This is a genomic window from Micromonospora sp. SH-82 (assembly GCF_051132485.1).
GTDB lineage: Bacteria > Actinomycetota > Actinomycetes > Mycobacteriales > Micromonosporaceae > Micromonospora.
Genome location: NZ_CP148049.1, coordinates 2,817,690 through 2,834,284, shown reverse-complemented (window position 1 = coordinate 2,834,284; position 16,595 = coordinate 2,817,690). Strand labels below are relative to the sequence as shown.

The following is a 16,595-nucleotide window of genomic DNA, read 5'->3' as shown; positions in this document are numbered from 1 at the left end:
GGGCGTTCACGCCGCCGCCACGGCCGGCTCCGCCGGAGTCAACTCCACCGCCTCGGCCCAGGTGTCGGGGTGGACCGGATCGAACAGCTCGTTGGTCCAGAAGAGAGTGAGCAACTCGGTCGAGCCGGTGTTGACGATGTTGTGCACCCACATCGTCGGCATGTCCACCACCACCGGCTCGGTGCCCTCGACCGGGAACCTGACCACCTCGTCGGCACCGACCCGACGCAGCCGGATCTCGGCGGTCCCACGCAGGACGCAGAACCGCTCCACCTTCGCCAGGTGGAAGTGCTCCCCCCGGACGACCCCGGGACGACTGGTGGAGCAGAACGTCTGCCCGCCCCCGCCGTGCACCTTCACCGTCTCGACCAGTTCACCCCGGGCGTCGGCCCGTCGCACCGTCGGCAGCGGATAGTGCGCCGGGAAGCAGTGCGACCGGTAGGTGTTGAACAGCCGTACCGCGTGCCGGTCGGTCAGCGGTGGGATCTCCCCCTGCCGGTAGAGGGCGGCGAACCCGGCGAGCCGGTCGGCCAGCTCGCGCACCCCGACGCGCAGTCCCGGCATGTCGGCGTCCCAGGGACCCTGGGCGGGGGCGCCCATCAGGCGGGCCGCCGCGTCGGAGACGTGCACCAGGTTCAGTTCCCGGTCCTGGTCCACCTGCGGTGCCCGCTGCTCGGCGAGGAGCCGGCAGAAGGTGGCCACCACCGAGTTGTAGTACGGCAGGCCGTGTTCGCCGTACAGGTTCGGCAGTTCGACGTCGACCAGGTCCGGGCGGGCCGCCGCCAGGGTGACGGCGGCCAACGCCTTCGAGTCGCCGTACGGTGTGCCGTTGCCCGCCTGCACCGAGTTGGCGAAGACCACTGTGGGCGGCGGGGTGTCGCACCGACGCAGCCCTCGGACGAGGGCGGCGGCCAGTTCGACGTTGCCGGCGGCCACCTCGCGGGGATCACCCCGGTTCACCCCGGCCAGGTGCAGCACCCGGTCCACCCCGGCCAGCTTGGCGGCGGTGGCGACCTCGTCGCGCAGGTCGTCGCGGTCGACCAGGACCGGTTCCGGCCAGCCCAGGGCGCGGGCGAGGACCCGGACGTGCCAGCCGAGGAAGCCCCGGCCGCCGGTGAGCGCCAGCCTCAGCACGCCAGCACCGGGTCCCGCAGCGCCAGCTCCGCCCGGATCTCGGGCAGGTCGAGGAGCAGTTCCATGATCCCCGGTACGTCCAGACGGGGCGCGTTGGCCGAGTTGAAGTCCTCGGGGAGGGACTCCCGGAACTCGCCCTCGGAGGTGTAGACGGCGTAGTTGAGGTCCCGGGCGTCGACCGGGACCCGGAAGAAGTCGCCGAAGTCCTCGGCCTGGGCCAACTCCTCCCGGCTGGCCAGTGTCTCGTCCTGCTTCTCGCCGTGCCGCACCCCGATCATCTCGATCTTGGACGGGACGTCGAAGATCCGGCAGACCGCCTCGGCGAGGTCACCGATGGTGCAGGCGACCGCCTTGCGGACGAAGACGTCACCGGGGCGGGCGTGCTGGAAGGCGTGCTCCACCAGCTCCACCGACTCGGTCAGCGACATCAGGAACCGGGTCATCGCCGGGTTCGTCACGGTGGGGGCCCGGCCCGCCTTGACCTGCTCGACGAAGAGCGGGATCACCGAGCCCCGGGAGTACATCACGTTGCCGTAGCGGACGCAGGAGACCACTGTGGCGCTGCGCGGGTTGTTGCGGGCGTGGGCCTGAGCGACCTTCTCCATCAGGGCCTTGCTGATGCCCATCGCGTTCACCGGGTAGACGGCCTTGTCGGTGCTGAGCACCACCACCGAGCCGACGCCGTTGCGTTCGGCGGCCTCGATGACGTTGGCGCTGCCGAGGACGTTGGTGCGGACCGCCTCCAGCGGGAAGAACTCGCAGGAGGGGACCTGCTTGAGCGCGGCGGCGTGGAAGACGAAGTCGACGTCCCGGGTGGCGAGCCGGACCGAGTCGGGGTCCCGTACGTCACCGATGAGGTAGCGGACCCGTTCGTCACCGAGACGGCGACGCATCTCGTCCTGCTTGGCCTCGTCCCGGCTGAGTACCCGGACCTCGCCGACGTCTCCGTCGAGGAGGCGACGCACCATCGTCTGGCCGAACGAGCCGGTGCCGCCGGTGATGAGTACCCGGCGTCCGGCAGTCAAGAAAGTCACTGACGCTCCCGTTGTTCGTCTGGTGGCCCCGCGTGCCGACACCGGCAGGCGGCAGGCCTCAACTCGGGCAACGAGACAGGCCGGACCAAGCAACGAAATCCAGAAAAAGCATCTGACTTCACCAACATCTGATAGAACCGACCAGTCACCATTGAGCGGTTCATGCCCTGCCTGTCGCCCCGGCGGCGACGGGTCGCCCGGCGTGCCGTCATCGGACCGCCCACGTCCCGGTGGCCTCTCGGCGTCGTCACGACGTCGTTCCATCCGCATCGGCGCGAAGGACGAAGGCGTGTACGGCTCCTCGATGAACGGTCTGCCCCCGCTGTCGGCCCGACGGCATCCCCCCGGCACCGGGTCCGCCCCCGAGCCGGCACCCACCCCCCGACGGGAGGTCACCACCCTCAGCGTCGGCATCCTCTGTGTGGTCGCGTTCCTGGCCTGCTGGCTGCGCGACCAGACGCTGCTCGGGGTGGCGCTGCTGGCCGCCGTCGCACTCAGCGGACGGATGCCCCGACCCCGGGCCGCCGACACACTCGCGTTGCTCCTCGGCGGGTGGGCCGTCTGCACCCTGTTCTGGACCCCCGACGTCGGGGTGTCCCGCACCAACGCCTACCTGTACGTCGCCGCCACGTTCCTGTTCGTCACGGTGCGCCACCTGGTCACCACCCGGGTCGACCTGCTGCTCGTCGGCGGCGCGTACCTGCTGGGGTGCACGATCCGGGCCGGGCAGGTGATCGCCGACGCCGAGGCCGCAGGGATCTCCCCGAGCACCGGGTCGATGGCCCTGTCGGTCCGGTACGGCATCGAGGGATTCAACATCAACTTCACGGCGTACTCGCTGGCCACCGGGTTCCTCCTCGCGCTGGTCCTGATCCGGGTCGGTGGCCTGCACCGGTTGCTGCGCCTCGGCCTGTACGGGCTCCTGCCGGTCCTGGCGTACGCGGTCCTGCTCAACGGGACCCGGGGTGCCCTGTTCGCCCTGGTGCTGGGCACCGGCTACTTCGTGGTCTCCCGGTGGGCCGGGCGGTTCTGCTGGCCGGTGGCGCTGATCGGCGTCCCGGTGCTGCTGGTCGTCGTTCCGATCAGGCTGACCCACTCCGCCCTCACCTGGCTGGACACCCTCTTCGCCTACCGGTCCACAGGTGACCTCGCCGGGCGGATGCAGGTGTGGCCGTACGCCCTCCAGTCCTGGTCGGAGTCGGTGCTGCTCGGGGTCGGCCCGGGGATCTTCCCGGTCGCCAACCCGCTCGGGTTCGGGGCGCACAGCCTGGTCCTGACCGTCGGCAACGACCTCGGCCTGGTCGGCTTGGTGCTGTTCGCCGCCGTCGTGGCCACGGCCCTGGTGCCGGTGGCCCGCACCGCCGGCGGCCGACGCCTCACCGGGCTGTTCCTGGTCGGGTTGCTGCCCATCTGGATGACCGGCCACTGGGACGTGGCGCTGGGCATGTGGCTCCTGCTCGGCCTCACCTCGGTCCTGACCGCCGAGGGCGGGTCGGTGGCCACCGAGGACGGGTCGCTGCTGACCGACCCGGACCGGGAGGCCCGCCGTCGGCCGAAGGCCCCGAACGGCGTCGTACCGGGGATGCCGGTGCGGCGGCCGACGCCCGGCCGCCCGGGGACGGGGACCGCGCTGGTGGTGCGGGACCACAGGTGACTGTCGGCCCCGCAGGGAGACGTCCTAACCGGTCGTGGCGGTGGCCGACCCCGTCCGGTCGGCCGCCCGGGGTCCGGCCACCAGGTCGGCCAGGAACGTCCGCATCCGCTCGCCCTGGGCCGCCGGGCCCCGACTGGTCCTGACGAAGTGCGCCGCCTGCGATCCGAGCGCCCGGGCGGCGTCGGGCGGCAGGGCGAGCACCGAGGCCAGCGCCGCCCGCAGCCCCTCGGCGGTGTCCGGGTCGGCGAAGCGCAGCCAGGGCGTGTAGTCGGCCGGGATGCCGGGCAGCCGGGTGGTCACCACCGGGACCCCGGTGGCCAGGTACTCGATCAGCTTGGAGGGGAACGAGTAGCGGACGAAGTCCTGGTCGACCGGGCGGGGGTTGACGAGCACCGAGGCCGAGGTGAGTCGACCCACCACCTCCGCCCGGTCGAGGACTGTCGGCGGCATGATCCGGGGGTCCTGGACCGCCTGGACGTGCAGCCAGTCGGTGAGGTCGCCGCGCCCGTACAGGCACAGCCGCAGATCCGGGTCCGGCAGGGCGCGAAAGGCGGTGACCAGCCGGTCCACCCCGTACGCCCGGGTCAGTCCACCGGCGTAGGCGATCTCCCGTACCCCGGGGGGCGCCGGGGAGGACCCGGCCGGGCCGGGCGGGGTGCAGATGCCCTCCATGACCAGCCGGGGTCGCCCCGGGGCGAGGTCGTCGGCGAGCGCCGGGGTCAGGGCGACGACTCCGGCGCAGCGCCGCAGCGCCGCCCGGACCAGCCGGACGTCCAGGCCGCGCAGGAGACGGACCAGCCCACCGTCGGTGGGTTGGGCCACTCCCGGCGGATCGGTGAGGACCACGACGACCCGCAGGTCACCGCGGCGGGCGGCCCACGCGCCGCTCCACAGGAACGGGCTGTGCACCCCGTGCACGACGAGGACGTCGGTGTGTCGTTCCCGCAGGATCCGGGCGACCTCGCGACGGGCCGCCAGGAACCGGGTGAGGTGCTTGAGTCCGATCAGGTTGACGAAGCCGAGCAGCCGCCCCTCGACGCCGTCCTGTCGGAACCGTCCGCCGCGCAACAGGACGTGCGGGTTACGCGGGTACGTGGAGACCGGGACCGTCGAGACCAGCCGCACCGGGCAGCCCGCCGTGGTCAGGCTGCGGACCAACGCCCAGGCGAAGGTGTGCGTCTGCGTCGCCAGCAGGGCGTCCCCGGCGGTGGCGCGGGCGAACTCCTCGTCGGCGACGGTGAACCCGAGCAGTGTGACCCGGGGCGTGTCGGGCGGGTTCACCCCCGGGTCCCGAGGATCCGCCGGTACGTCCGGTCCAGGGTCCCGAGCATCACGTCGAGGCTGTAGCCGTCGTCGACGACCTTGCGCGCCAGGTCGCCGAGGTGCCGACGTTCGGCGGGGTCGGCCAGGAGTGGGGCGATCGCGGCGGCCAACGCCGACGGGTCGTCCGGCGGCACCAGTCTGCCGCCGCCGCGCCGCAGCACCTCCACGTTCCCGCCGACGGCGGAGGCCACCGCCGGAAGTCCGTACGCCATCGCCTCCAGCAGCGCGTTCGACAGGTTCTCGTGCCGGGTCGGGAAGACGAACAGGTCGGCGGCGGAGAGCAGGTCGGGTACGTCCCGGCGGGATCCGAGGAACCTGACGTCGACCGGGCCGGCGTCGGACAGCGCCGACTCGATCCCGGTCCGGTCCGGCCCGTCGCCGACGACCAGGAGCACCCGCCGGAGGTGGCCGGGGGCCAGCCGCCGCAGCGCCCGGGCCAGGACGGCGTACCCCTTCTCCCAGGTCAGTCGGCTGACCGCGATCATGACGACGTCGCTGGGGGCCAGGCCCAGTTCGGCGCGGACCCGGTCGCGGGCGGCGGTGGGGTCGACGGGGACCGGTACGCCGTTGGGGATGACCCCGACGAACCTCTCCCCCACCGCCCGGACGAACCGTCGCGCTGCGGCGTACTCGCAGACGGTGCCGACGTGGGTGGCGGCCCGGAGGGTGAACGGCTCCGCGCCGTGCACCAGCAGGTGACGACGCCACGACGGCGGGCTGGTGAGGTCACGGACCGTGCCGTGCACGGTGACGAGGATCCGGGGTACGCGGGCGAGCCGGGCGGCGAGCACCCCGTGGAAGCCCTCGTTCTGCAGTCCCCGCACGTGCACCAGGTCGGGTCGGACCTGCCGGAGCATCGACACCCAGCGGCGCAGCAGGCGGGTGTTGAGCGCGCCGTTGCCGTCGTCGGACTGGTGCATCCGGACGAACTCGTACCGTTCGGCGAGGTGGGAGCCGACGACCCGCTCGACGGCGGTCAGCGGCCCGTTGGAGCCGGAACGGCCCGCCGAGTGCTGCACCACCACCGGACGTCGGGGCCGCCGATAGGGGTCGTCCATCGTCACCTCTTCCGTGGGTCGGCGACGACGGGCCGGGGCACCTGACCGACGGTCCCGCCGCGACGACGTACGGTTAACCGACTTTCCGGAGAAATGGTGACTAGGTAATGAGAAATACTGCAATTAAGGTCGAACCGGCGCTTCGCCCGTCGCCGGCCACCCCCGACACGACGGTGGCCCTGAGCGCGTTCCGCTTCCCCCACGGCGACGCGATGTCCAACCGGCTGCTGCACCTGGCCCGGTCGGCCACCCCCGAGGGAGGCACCACCGTCGTGGTCAACGACTGGCCTGCGCAGGGGTCACCGCCCCCGGCCGCGCCGATCCTCCCGCCGGGCGTACGGCTGATCACCCTCACCGGATCGCCGCAGGGACGGTGGGGGCGCTGGTGGTGGCAGTGGACCCGACCGTGGCGGATGGTCCGGGCGCTGCGGCGGCACGGGCTGCGCCCGGCGGACCTGGCCGGGGTCTGCGTCCCCCTGAACCTGTGGAGTCTCACCACCTGGCTGGTCCTGCGGACCGCCCTGCGTCGACCGTTGACGGTGGACGTCTGCGAACGACACGACGCCGCCCAGTTCCCCAGGGGTCGGTGGACGCCCTACTTCCTGCGGCACCGCTGGGCGTCGATGCTGGCCGCCCGGCTGGCCGACCGGGTGACCACCGTCTCGCAGACCCTCGGGGAGCGGTTCCGGGCCGCCGGGCGGCCGACGCTCGTGGTGCCGCCGCTCGTCGATCCCACCGAGTACGCCAGGTGTGACCCACCCCCGACGGCGACCGGCGTACGGCTGCTCTACGCCGGTACCGCCGGACCGAAGGACCTCCTGGCGGTGGTCGTCTCGGCGCTGCTGACCCTCCCGCCCGCCGACCGGGACCGGATCGAACTGGTCGTCGCCGGGATGACCGGGGCCGAGGCGGCCCACGCCTCCGACCTCGACCGGCGGCAGCTCACCGAGGTCGGCGACCGGGTCACCTTCCTCGGCCGGGTCCCCCGTGACCGGGTCCTGGCGGAGCTGTCCCGGTCACACCTGTCGGTCCTGGTCCGGCCGGACGCCGGATACGCCAACGCGGGTTTCCCCTCGAAGGTCCCGGAGAGCCTGGCGGCCGGCTGCCCCGTGCTGCTCAACCACACCAGCGACCTGCACCGGTACGTCGTCGACGGGCAGGAGGGCATCGTCCTGGCCGGGTCCACGGTGGCCGACGTCCGGGCCGGGTTGCGCCGTGCCGCCCGACTCGACGACGCGGGCTGGCGGCAGCTGAGCCTGGCGGCCCACAACCGCGCCACCACCGACTTCGACTACCGGGCCTGGCGGTCGACGGTGAGCACCTTCGTCGCCACCGGATCGGCGGTCCCCGGCGGGTCGACCGGCTCCCCCGACACGGGTTCGGTCGGCTCTCTGGAGGCGGGTGCCGGCGGCGTCCCCGGGCCGTCGGCGGCGAGGTCGGACAGCTCCGCCAACTGAGCCTCGGTCAACCGTCGCCCGGGTGGGTAGCAGGCCGCCTCGTGCGCGGCGATCCGGTCGACCGGCCAGCGCAGCCGCAGCACCCGGGCCGGGTTACCGGCGACTATCGCGTACGGCGGCACCGATCGGGTGACCACCGCCCCGGCGCCGACCACCGCACCCCGTCCCACGGTCACCCCGTGCAGGATGATCGCCCGGGTCCCCACCCAGACGTCGTCGCCGATGGTCACCCCTTTGTCGTACCGTTCGTCGCCGGGTTCCTTCCCGACCGCGATCATCGGTAGGCCGACCCGGTCGATGCGGTGGTTGCCGCCCCGGATCGTCACCTCCGGACCGAACATCACGTTGTCGCCGATCCGGATCCGACTGCGGGCGGCGATCAGGATCGGCCGGTACCCGAGGTCGACGTCGTCACCCACCTCGATGGTCTCGTAGGTGTAGGTCCCGTCGGGGTCGAAGGCCAGGCGGTCTCCCCGGGCGGCGAACCGGTGCGCGACCGCCCAACCGCGTACCGCCCGCCGGGTCCGGTTCCCCGCCTGCCAGGCCGCGTCGACGAGCCGGGCCAGGGCACCCAGCGCCCGACCGGGACGTCCGGCGTCAATCCGCATCGTCAGTTCTCCTCTCGCCGCCGACGACGGCCTTGCGGGTGCCGGTGGCGACGACGGGGGTGCCGGTGGCGACGGCGGCCAGGGTCCGGCGGTAGCCGACGACGGCGGCGGGCAGCACGGTGAGCGCGTAGCCGGCGGTGGTGGCCACGGCGACGCCGGTGAGGCCGTACCCCTCGGCGAGCAGCACCTTCGCCGGGACCGACACGGCCAGGAACCCCGCCCAGCCGACGAACTGCGGGCCGAGGAGGCTCACCGCGTTCTGTGCCATGAACAGCGGGGCCGCCGCCGCCACCAGCACCGACCACCCGGCGAGCGCAGCCAGCAGCGCCACCGGGACGGTCGGGAACAGCGGATCGCGCAGCCACCAGTCGAGCAGGGGATTCCCCGCCACCACGAGGGCCACCCCGGGCAGTGTCACCGCCCCGACGGAGACCAGCACCATCCGGCGGGTGCTGCGGCGGACCCAGCGCACGTCACCCCGGGCGATCGCCTCCCCGTTCGCCGGCCACAACGGCAGGTTGACCACCGTCACGAAGAGACCCAGCAGGGCGAACAGCCGCAGGACCACCGCGTACACGGCGGCCTCGGTCAGCCCCAGCACCCGCCCCACCAGGAAGGCGTCCACGTTGAGCGCGGCGGAGGTCAGCACCGACAGGGCGCAGAACGCCGCGCCCAGCCGCAGCAGGTTCCGGGCGACCCGCCGGTCCACGAGTCGGCGGCGGGGCCGCAGGTCCCTACCCCGACCGGCGAAGTACGCCACGGTGTTGACCAGGTTCGTCGCCGGTACCGCACCGACCGCCGCCGCCACCACCAGCACCGGGTCGACCCGGGCCGCCACCGCCACGCCGACCAGGGCCACCGACGACAGGCTCCCCGCCGCCTGCCACAGGTTGCTGCGGGTCACCTCCTGGTGGGCGTACTGGATGCGCTGCACCAGGGCGAGGGGGACGTTGACCAGGAAGGCCCCGAGGCAGACCAGCGCCACGGCGGGCGCACCGGCGGCCACCCGGGGGTCGGTCACCACGAACAGCTCCGCCCAGGGGACCGTCGCCCCCGCGACGGCGAGGAGCACCAGCAGCCCGGCGGTGAGCGCACCGAGCACCGCGTACGCGCTGGAGACCTCCCGGGCGGCGGCGGGCCGGTCACCGGTGCCGTGCAGCCGGGACAGCCGGGTCAGCAGGCCGTTGCCGAGCCCCAGGTCGGCGAAGAGGGCCATCCCGGTCAGGGAGGTGACAGCCATCCACAGGCCGTACCGTTCGGCACCGAGGTAGCCGAAGGTCAACGGGGTGACGACCAGTGGCGCGACCAGGCCCACCGCCCGACCGGCCAGCGACGAGAGGATCCCGGTGGCCAACCGTCGGGTCCGGCCGACCCCGGCGGGCTCCGGCGGGCCGCCCCCGGACGACGGGGCCGCACCGGCCTCGACGGTTCCGGTGGCGGCGCCGGTCAACGGGTCGGCTGCTTCATCACGTGGGTCCGGAACCAGTCGACGGTCTCCCGCAACCCCTGCGCCCGGGGGGTGGGCACCACCGACGGGAAGAGGCCACGCAGCACCTCGTTGTCGGCCTCGGAGTGCCGTACGTCGCCGGTGCGGGGTGGGGCGTGTCGACGGGTGATCGGCCGACCGACGATCTGCTCCAACTCGTCGAGGACCGTCAACAGGTCCACCCGGGCCCCGAAGGCGAGGTTCACCGGATGCGGGTGGGAGACGGTCCGCCGTACGGCGTCCAACAGCACGTCGCAGACGGTCTGGACGTAGGTGAAGTCCCGGGACTGCCGCCCGTCGCCGTTGACCTGCACCGGCTCGTCGCTGAGGGCGGCGTACACGAACCGGGGCACCACAGCGGCGTACGCGTGGTCGTGGCGCTGCCGGGGGCCGTACACGTTGAAGAAGCGGAAGGCCAACGTGGGCAGCCCGAAGGAGGCCTGGTGCGCCAGGGCGTACGCCTCGGTGGCCAGCTTGCTCACCGCGTACGGGCTCAGCGGGCGGGTCCAGGTCAGCTCCGTCTTGGGCAGCGCCGGGTTGGCCCCGTACACCGACGAGGAGGAGGCCACCACGACGTGGCCCACCCCGTGGCGACGGGCCGCCTCCAGGACGCAGAGGGTGCCGGTGGCGTTGGCGTGGTGGGAGGCGACCGGGTCGCGCAGCGACCGGGGGACGCTGGGCAGGGCCGCCAGGTGCACTATCGCGTCACGTCCCCGTACGGCGTCGTCGAGGACGTCGGGGGCGAGGATGGACCCGGGGACGACCCGTACGTCGAGCCCGTCGAGGTTGCCGAGCACACCGGTGGCCAGGTCGTCGAGGACCCGTACGTCCCCGATGGACGGGTCGGCGACCGCCGCCCGTGCGAGGTTGGCGCCGATGAACCCGGCACCACCGGTGATGAGTAGTCGCATGACGAGCTGCCTCCACGCCCTGGTCGGTACATGACTTCAACGACCGGGGGGCGGGGCCGTCGCGGAAACTCCTCGGAGAACTTGTCGCCGGAGATCGGGCGGATCGCCGCGTGGCCGGACCCGCTGTGGTGAGCTGGACCGGTGACGGGGTACGGGTTCGGTCTGGTGCTGCATCCCACCCGGGACGTCTCCGAGGTGGTGGGGATCGTCGACCGGTGGGCGGCCCGGCGCGGGCGCACCCTGGCCGTACGGTCGGCCGACCGGCACCGGGTGCCGTCCTCGGTGCAGCCGGTGCCCGCCGACGAGTTGGCCGCCCGCTGTGACGCCCTGATCAGCATCGGCGGGGACGGGACGATGCTGGGCGCGCTGCGTGCGGCGGTCCGCACCCCGAAACCCGTTCTCGGCGTGCACCTGGGTCGGCTGGGGTTCCTGGTCGAGGTGGACCCGCCGGAGCTGCCCGGGGCGTTGGACCGGCTGGCCACGGGGGACTTCACCGTCGAGTCGCACGCCTGCCTCTCCTGCGAGGTGTGCGGCGACGACGTGGTGGCCTTCAACGACGTGGCCCTGGTCCGTCGGCCCGGTTCCGGGTTCGTCACCGTCACCCTGTCGGTGGACGGTCGGCGGTACGGCTACTACCGATGCGACGCGCTGGTGGTGGCCACCCCGACCGGGTCCACGGCGTACAGCTACGCGGCGGGCGGGCCGCTGGTCTCCCCAGCGACGCATGCGGTGGTGGTGACCCCGTCGGCACCGATGGCCGGGATCTCCCGTTCGGTGGTCCTCTCCCCCGACGAGACGATCCACCTGGAGCTGCGCCCGGACTCGGCGGCGGTGGCGGTGGAGATGGACGGCCTGGTCATCAGGGAGGCCACCACCGAGGGCTCGGTCCGGGTCCGCTACGTGCGCGACGCCGGGCAGGTGGTCCGCCTCGACCCGAACCGCTACCAGGAACGCAACCAGATCAAGTTGAGCCTGTTGGACCTGCCGCTGCTGCCCGAGCAGCTGCGTGAACTGCTCCCGGAGCAGCTGCGCGACCAGTTCGACAGGCGTCGGATGCGTCCGCCCCGGTGACCCCCGGGCCGGGCGGTCAGCCGGTCGGGATGCCGTAGATCTTCTTGATCGCCTCGGCCTTGGCCTGGGCGGGCAGGTGTCCGACGCGCAGCGACTTGGCCTGCAACCGGGCCAGGTAGTCGTCGGTGCTGCGGATCGGACGGGCCGGCACCCCGGCCGCCACCGTGCCGTCGGGGACGTCCCGGGCCACCACCGAACCGGCCCCGATCACGCACCTGTCGCCGATGGTGACCCCCGGCAGGACGATGGTCCGGATACCGAGGTAGACGTCGTCGCCGACCACGATCGGGGCGGTCCACTCCAGGTCGGGATGCTCCTTGCGGAGGATCAGGGTGCCCCCGTCGTGGGTGACGAACTGGACCCCGGCGGTGATGTGGACGTCGTTCCCGAGGGTGATCATCCACGGTTCCGACCCGAACATCTGCCTGTTGATCCCGTAGAAGGTCACCCGGCCGTTGAGGTTCACCCCGAGCGACCGGGCGAAGCCCATCGGGTCGCGCGACGCCGCCCACCTGTCGTGCACCCTGCCGACGATCGCCCGGACACGACTGGGCACGCGGACCCCCTCTGCTCGACGACCACAGGGGTAACGATCCGCGTGCCGTGCGGTGACGCCGGCGTCCCGGTCAGCTCCCCGAGAGGACCCCGTCGACGAGCGCCTTGGCCTCCTCCTGGATGCGGGCGAGGTGCTCGGGTCCCTGGAACGACTCGGCGTAGATCTTGTAGACGTCCTCGGTGCCGGAGGGGCGGGCGGCGAACCACCCCGACCCGGTGGTCACCTTCAGCCCGCCGAGCGCCGCCCCGTTGCCGGGGGCCTCGGTCAGGGTGGCCGTGATCGGCTCCCCGGCCAGCTCCGACGCGGTCACCTGCGCCGGGGAGAGCCGCCCCAACGCCGCCTTCTGCGCCCGGTCGGCCGGGGCGTCGATCCGGGCGTACGCGGGCGCACCGAACCGGTCGGTCAGCTCCGTGTAGTGCTCGCTGGGGGTCCGCCCGGTGGTGGCGATGATCTCGGCGGCGAGCAGGCAGAGCAGCAGCCCGTCCTTGTCGGTGGTCCAGGTGCCGCCGTCGCGGCGCAGGAAGGACGCCCCGGCGCTCTCCTCCCCGCCGAACCCGACAGTCCCGTCGAGGAGCCCCGGGACGAACCACTTGAACCCGACGGGCACCTCCAGCAGGGGCCGTCCCAGGTCGGCGGCGACCCGGTCGATCATCGACGAGGAGACCAGGGTCTTGCCGACCGCCGCCTGCGCACCCCACCGGTCCCGGGTCCGGAACAGGTGCCCGATCGCCACCGCCAGGTAGTGGTTGGGGTTCATCAGCCCCCCGTCGGGGGTGACGATCCCGTGCCGGTCGGCGTCGGCGTCGTTGCCGGTGGAGAGGGCGTAGTCGGTGCGGTTGGCGATCAGGGAGGCCATCGCGTTCGGCGAGGAGCAGTCCATCCGGATCTTGCCGTCCCCGTCGAGGGTCATGAACCGCCAGGTCGGGTCGACGGTGGGGTTGAGCACCGTCAGGTCGAGCCGGTGCCGGTCGGCGATCTCCCCCCAGTAGGCCACGCTCGCCCCGCCGAGCGGGTCCGCCCCGATCCGGACCCCGGCGTCGCGGATCGCGGCCAGGTCCAGCACGGCGGGCAGGTCGTCGACGTAGTGGGCGAGGAAGTCGTACTCACCGGTGGTGTCGGCGGCGCGGGCCCGGGCGTACGGGATCCGTTGCACCTCCTTGAGGCCGGCGGCGAGGATCGCGTTCGCCCGGTCCTGGATCCACCTGGTGGCGTCGGAGTCGGCGGGGCCGCCGTGGGTGGGGTTGTACTTGAACCCGCCGTCGTCGGGCGGGTTGTGCGACGGGGTGATCACGATCCCGTCGGCGAGGCCCGTGGTGCGCCCCCGGTTGTGGGTGAGCACCGCGTGCGACAGGGCCGGGGTCGGGGTGTAGCCGTCCCGGCTGTCCACCAGCACCGTGACCCCGTTGGCGGCGAGGACCTCCAGCGCGTCAACTGCGGCGGGGGCGGAGAGCGCGTGGGTGTCGCGGGCCAGGAACAGGGGTCCGTCGACGCCCTGGTCCCGGCGGTGGTCGCAGAGGGCCTGGGTGACGGCGAGGATGTGGTCGGAGTTGAACGCCCCGCGCAGCGACGAGCCCCGGTGCCCGGAGGTGCCGAAGGAGACCTGCTGCGCCGGGTCGTCCGGGTCGGGATGCTCGGCGTAGTAGGCGGTGACCAGCCTCGGCACGTCGACGAGGTCGGCGGGCTGGGCCGGCTGACCGGCACGGGGATGGGCCACGACGGGATCCTCCTGTGGGGTGGTGCGGTGGGTTCGCTGATTCCCCGGCGGGGACCGGGTCACACGTGGTTACGGTTCGACCCGCTGCCCCTTGCCGATGACCACGACGCCGTTGTCGGAGACGGTGTAGCGCTGCCGGTCCCGTTCCAGGTCCACGCCGATCTCGGCGCCCTCCGGGACGACCACGTTCTTGTCGAGGATGGCCCGGCGGACCACCGCGTGCCGGCCGATGTCCACCCCCTCCATCAGGACCGACCCCTCGACGTGCGCCCAGGAGTGGACCTTCACCTTCGGGGAGACGATCGAGTTCTCCACCAGCGACCCGGAGACCACCGCACCGGGGGAGACCATCGAGGCGACGGCCCGGCCGACCCGCTCCCCCCACTGGTGGACGAACTTCGCGGGCGGGTACGGCGGCTGCGCGGTCAGGATCGGCCAGTCGAAGTTGTAGAGGTTGAACACCGGGTGGACGTTGATCAGATCCATGTGGGCGTCGTAGAACGAGTCGAGGGTCCCCACGTCCCGCCAGTAACCCCGGTCCCGGTCGGTGCTGCCGGGGACCTCGTTGTCGCGGAAGTCGTAGACGTTCGCCTCGCCCCGCTCGACGAGCAGCGGGATGATGCTGCCGCCCATGTCGTGCTTGCTGGTCTTGTCCTCGGCGTCGGCCTCCACCACGTCCAGGAGGGCCTTGGTGGTGAAGACGTAGTTGCCCATCGAGGCGTAGATCTCGTCGGGTGCGTCGGGAAGCCCGACCGCGTCGGTGGGCTTCTCGCGGAACGCCCGGATCCGCCGGCCGTCCTCGCCGACCTCGATCACCCCGAACTGGTCGGCGGTGGAGAGCGGCTGACGGATACCGGCGACCGTCACCCCGGCCCCGGAGGCGATGTGCGCCTCCACCATCTGGCGGGGGTCCATCCGGTAGATGTGGTCGGCGCCGAAGACGATGACGTACTCCGGCTGCTCGTCGTGGATCAGGTTGAGGCTCTGGTAGATAGCGTCGGCGGACCCGGCGAACCACCACGGCCCCCGGCGCTGCTGGGCCGGGACCGGGGTGACGTAGTTGCCGAGCAGCGTCGACATCCGCCAGGTCATGCTGATGTGCCGGTCCAGCGAGTGGGACTTGTACTGGGTCAGGACGACGATCTTCAGATACCCGGCGTTCGCCAGGTTCGACAGTACGAAATCCACCATCCGGTACATCCCGCCGAACGGAACGGCCGGTTTGGCCCGGTCGGCGGTGAGCGGCATGAGGCGCTTACCCTCTCCCCCCGCCAGGACGATCGCAAGCACCTTCGCAGCCATGAACAGACGCTAACCACCCTCGACCGACTTCACCACTCGTACGACGACTCTCCTGCACTAGGGTGCGAGGGCATGACGGACTCCTCACCGCTGCGCGTCGATCTGTTGACCCGGGAGTACCCCCCGGAGGTGTACGGCGGGGCCGGGGTCCACGTCGAGTACCTGGCCCGCGAGCTGCGTCGACTCGCCGACGTCCGGGTGCACTGCTTCGGCGGTGACCGCACCGAACCGGGGGTCACCGGCTACCCCGACCCGGCCGGGCTGGCGGGGGCGAACGCCGCCCTGCGGACCATGGGCGTCGACCTGGAGATGGCCGCCGCCTGCGCCGGCACCGACGTGGTGCACAGCCACACCTGGTACGCCAACCTCGCCGGGCACACCGCCAAGCTGCTGCACGGGGTGCCGCACGTGGTGACAGCGCACAGCCTGGAGCCGCTGCGACCGTGGAAGGCCGAACAGCTCGGCGGCGGGTACGCCCTCTCCTCCTGGATCGAGCGGACCGCGTACGAGGCGGCCGACGCGGTGGTGGCCGTCAGCGAGGGGATGCGTCGGGACGTCCTGGCCGCGTACCCGGCCGTCGACCCGGACCGGGTGTACGTGATCCACAACGGGATCGACACCGAGCAGTACGCCCCGGACCACGACACGGCGGTGCTGGACCGGCTGGGAATCGACCCGACCCGTCCCAGCGTGGTCTACGTCGGGCGGATCACCAGGCAGAAGGGGCTGCCCTACCTGCTGCGGGCCGCCCGGGAGCTGCCCGCCGACACCCAGCTCGTCCTGCTCGCCGGTGCTCCCGACACTCCGGAGATCGCCGCCGAGGTGGAAGGGTTGGTGGCCGAACTGCGGGCCGGCCGGTCCGGGGTGGTCTGGGTCGCCGAGATGCTTCCCAAGCCCGAGGTGATCCAGGTCCTCACCCACGCCACGGTCTTCGTCTGCCCCTCGATCTACGAGCCGATGGGGATCGTCAACCTGGAGGCGATGGCCTGCGAGACCGCCGTGGTGGCGACGGCCACCGGCGGGATCCCCGAGGTCGTCGCCCACGACGAGACCGGCCTCCTGGTGCCGATCATGCAGTCCGCCGACGGCACCGGCACCCCGCTGGACCCGGACCAGTTCGTCGCCGACCTGGCCGCCGCCGTCAACGAACTGCTCTCCGATCCGGCCCGGACCGCCGCCCTCGGGAAGGCGGGCCGCCGCCGGGCCGTCGACCACTTCTCCTGGGACACCATCGCCACCCGCACCCTCGACCTCTACCGCACCCTGGGGTAAGGAAGGGTCCCCTGT

Annotated in this window: 13 protein-coding genes and 1 pseudogene; 4 read left to right on the top strand and 10 right to left on the bottom strand. The window is 72.5% G+C overall.

Annotated features, from left to right (window positions below; translation table 11 throughout):
* Positions 1 to 6: 6 nt before the first annotated feature.
* Together WHN02_RS13020 and WHN02_RS13015 are read right to left on the bottom strand one after the other, a co-directional pair.
* Positions 7 to 1,134 (bottom strand): polysaccharide biosynthesis C-terminal domain-containing protein, encoded by a 1,128-nt coding sequence (locus WHN02_RS13020; RefSeq protein WP_434743549.1) that lies wholly within the window; start codon positions 1,132 to 1,134, stop codon positions 7 to 9.
* Complete coding sequence (locus WHN02_RS13015; RefSeq protein WP_434743548.1) at positions 1,128 to 2,168, bottom strand: polysaccharide biosynthesis protein; 1,041 nt, start codon at positions 2,166 to 2,168, stop codon at positions 1,128 to 1,130. Before WHN02_RS13015 ends, WHN02_RS13020 begins: the two co-directional genes overlap by 7 nt.
* Before the next feature lie 289 nt (positions 2,169 to 2,457).
* Between WHN02_RS13015 and WHN02_RS13010 the strand changes: the two genes are divergently transcribed.
* On the top strand, positions 2,458 to 3,822 hold the full coding sequence (locus WHN02_RS13010) for an O-antigen ligase family protein (protein WP_434743547.1): 1,365 nt from the start codon (positions 2,458 to 2,460) through the stop codon (positions 3,820 to 3,822).
* 24 nt (positions 3,823 to 3,846) lie between these two features.
* Here the strand turns inward: WHN02_RS13010 and WHN02_RS13005 are convergent, their stop codons facing one another.
* Both WHN02_RS13005 and WHN02_RS13000 read right to left on the bottom strand, forming a co-directional pair.
* Positions 3,847 to 5,103 carry a glycosyltransferase gene (locus WHN02_RS13005; RefSeq protein WP_434743546.1) on the bottom strand — a complete coding sequence of 419 codons (1,257 nt, stop codon included), beginning with the start codon at positions 5,101 to 5,103 and terminating at the stop codon, positions 3,847 to 3,849.
* Positions 5,100 to 6,203, bottom strand: a complete 1,104-nt coding sequence (locus WHN02_RS13000; protein ID WP_434743545.1) for a glycosyltransferase — start codon at positions 6,201 to 6,203, stop codon at positions 5,100 to 5,102. The genes WHN02_RS13005 and WHN02_RS13000 overlap by 4 nt, the downstream gene beginning before the upstream one ends.
* A gap of 107 nt (positions 6,204 to 6,310) precedes the next feature.
* Between WHN02_RS13000 and WHN02_RS12995 the strand changes: the two genes are divergently transcribed.
* Entirely contained in the window at positions 6,311 to 7,660 is a 1,350-nt protein-coding gene (locus WHN02_RS12995) for a glycosyltransferase (RefSeq protein WP_434743544.1), read from the top strand.
* 47 nt (positions 7,661 to 7,707) lie between these two features.
* Here the strand turns inward: WHN02_RS12995 and WHN02_RS12990 are convergent.
* From WHN02_RS12990 to WHN02_RS12980, 3 genes and pseudogenes are all read right to left on the bottom strand, one after another.
* Positions 7,708 to 8,268, bottom strand: a pseudogene (locus WHN02_RS12990) (acyltransferase); the annotation flags it as partial.
* A complete protein-coding gene (locus tag WHN02_RS12985) occupies positions 8,258 to 9,718 on the bottom strand; it encodes a lipopolysaccharide biosynthesis protein (protein WP_434743543.1) in 1,461 nt (486 codons plus the stop codon). The gene WHN02_RS12985 and the pseudogene WHN02_RS12990, both read right to left, overlap by 11 nt.
* Positions 9,715 to 10,665: an NAD-dependent epimerase/dehydratase family protein gene (locus WHN02_RS12980; protein WP_434743542.1), complete on the bottom strand. Its 951-nt coding sequence runs from the start codon at positions 10,663 to 10,665 to the stop codon at positions 9,715 to 9,717. Before WHN02_RS12980 ends, WHN02_RS12985 begins: the two co-directional genes overlap by 4 nt.
* A gap of 141 nt (positions 10,666 to 10,806) precedes the next feature.
* On the opposite strand from WHN02_RS12980, the gene WHN02_RS12975 reads away from it, so the two are divergent.
* Positions 10,807 to 11,736: an NAD(+)/NADH kinase gene (locus tag WHN02_RS12975; protein ID WP_434743541.1), complete on the top strand. Its 930-nt coding sequence runs from the start codon at positions 10,807 to 10,809 to the stop codon at positions 11,734 to 11,736.
* A gap of 16 nt (positions 11,737 to 11,752) precedes the next feature.
* On the opposite strand, the gene WHN02_RS12970 is transcribed toward WHN02_RS12975, so the two are convergent.
* The 3 genes from WHN02_RS12970 to glgC all read right to left on the bottom strand — a co-directional run bounded on the left by WHN02_RS12970 (position 11,753) and on the right by glgC (position 15,308).
* The gene (locus WHN02_RS12970) at positions 11,753 to 12,292 is read right to left on the bottom strand and encodes an acyltransferase (protein WP_434743540.1); all 540 of its coding nucleotides are present in this window, start codon (positions 12,290 to 12,292) and stop codon (positions 11,753 to 11,755) included.
* Positions 12,293 to 12,362: 70 nt separating this feature from the next.
* On the bottom strand, positions 12,363 to 14,006 hold the full coding sequence (pgm, locus tag WHN02_RS12965; protein WP_434743539.1) for a phosphoglucomutase (alpha-D-glucose-1,6-bisphosphate-dependent): 1,644 nt from the start codon (positions 14,004 to 14,006) through the stop codon (positions 12,363 to 12,365).
* A gap of 69 nt (positions 14,007 to 14,075) precedes the next feature.
* A complete protein-coding gene (gene glgC / locus WHN02_RS12960; protein WP_434743538.1) occupies positions 14,076 to 15,308 on the bottom strand; it encodes a glucose-1-phosphate adenylyltransferase in 1,233 nt (410 codons plus the stop codon).
* Positions 15,309 to 15,380: 72 nt separating this feature from the next.
* On the opposite strand from glgC, the gene glgA reads away from it, so the two are divergent.
* Positions 15,381 to 16,580 carry a glycogen synthase gene (gene glgA, locus WHN02_RS12955; protein WP_434743537.1) on the top strand — a complete coding sequence of 400 codons (1,200 nt, stop codon included), beginning with the start codon at positions 15,381 to 15,383 and terminating at the stop codon, positions 16,578 to 16,580.
* The last annotated feature ends 15 nt before the right edge of the window (positions 16,581 to 16,595 follow it).